The organism is Kitasatospora sp. NPDC091257, assembly GCF_044757675.1.
Taxonomy (GTDB): domain Bacteria; phylum Actinomycetota; class Actinomycetes; order Streptomycetales; family Streptomycetaceae; genus Kitasatospora; species Kitasatospora lactacystinica.
Genome location: NZ_JBIVVI010001687.1, coordinates 1 through 1,435, shown reverse-complemented (window position 1 = coordinate 1,435; position 1,435 = coordinate 1). Strand labels below are relative to the sequence as shown.

Genomic DNA, 1,435 nt, shown 5'->3' with positions numbered 1-1,435 from the left:
CCCAGGAGACCGCGGCCCGGGACCGGGTCGCCGAACTCGAACGCCGCTTCGGCGACCCGGGCGACCCGGCCAACCCCGTCGGCACCGAACGGCTGCTGGCCGCCGACGAGGCCGGCGAGCTGTCCGGGGCCGGCGAACACCTGCTGGACGACCTCGGCCTGACCGCCGAATTCGTCCCCGCCGAACTCGGCGGGCGGCTCACCCGGATCGACACCCTGGCCCGCACCCTGCGGCCGGTCTTCCGGCGCGACGTCGCACTCGGCCTCGGCTACGGCGTCACCTCGTTCATGGCGGCCGTCAACGTCTGGACCGCGGGCAGCGCGCAGCAGCGCGCCCGGCTGGCCGACCTGCTGCTCGGCGGCGCCAAGGTCTCGGTCGCCTACCACGAGCTGGCGCACGGCAACGACTTCCTGCGCAACGACTTCCGGGCCCGGCCCGAGCCCGGCGGCTACCGGCTGCACGGCCGCAAACAGGTCATCAACAACGCCGACCGGGCCGCCGCCTTCGCGCTGTTCGCCCGCACCGACGACGCGCCCGGCGCCCGCAGCCACTCGGTCCTGCTGGCGGAGCGCGACCAGCTCGACCCGGCCCGCTTCGCCACCCTGCCCCGGTACCCCACCGCCGGGGTGCGCGGCTGCCGGATCTCCGGCCTGGACTTCGACGACTGCCCCGTCCCGGCCGCCGCCCTGGTCGGCGAGCAGGGCCAGGGCGCGGAACTGGCGCTGCGCTCCTTCCAGATCACCCGCAGCGTCCTGCCCGGGATGGCGCTCGGAGCCGCCGACACCGGCCTGCGCACCGTCGTCGGGTTCGCCCTGGGCCGGCGCCTCTACCGGCGCCCGGTCGCGGAGATCCCGCACGCCCGCTCCACCCTCACCGGCGCCTTCCTGGACCTGCTGGTCTGCGACAGCCTCTCGCTGGTCGGAACCCGCGCCGTGCACCTCCTGCCGGAGGAGACCAGCGTGTCCGCCGCCGTCGTCAAGTACCTGGTGCCCAAGGTGCTGACGGAGATCATGCACGACCTGTCGATCGTGCTCGGCGCCCGCTTCTACCTCCGCGACGGCGAGTTCGGCGCCTTCCAGAAGCACCTGCGCGACCTCCCGGTGCTCAGCCTCGGCCACGCCGGCTCGGCGGCCTGCCAGGCCACCGTCGTCCCGCAGCTGGCCAGGCTCGCCCGGCGGGCCTGGTTCACCGGCGACGAGGCGCCCGCGGCGCTCTTCGAGACCCGCACGGACCTGCCCGGGATCCCCTTCGACCGGCTCACCCTCGCCGCCGGACGGGACAGCCTCAGCGCCTCGCTGGTCGCCTCCCGCGACGACCGGCCCGACGCGACGCCCGAGGAGCGGGCCCTCCGGACCCTCACGCTCGCCATGGTCGACGAGCTGCGGCGGATCCAGCAGGACAGCCTCGCCCTCGCCCCCCAGGACCGCACCGCCCT

General features: G+C 75.5%; 1 protein-coding gene. It reads left to right on the top strand.

The features are described 5' to 3' along the window. Positions 1-1,435: acyl-CoA dehydrogenase (locus ACIQOV_RS41310; protein ID WP_401056278.1), on the top strand; the 1,435-nt coding region annotated here is incomplete at both ends.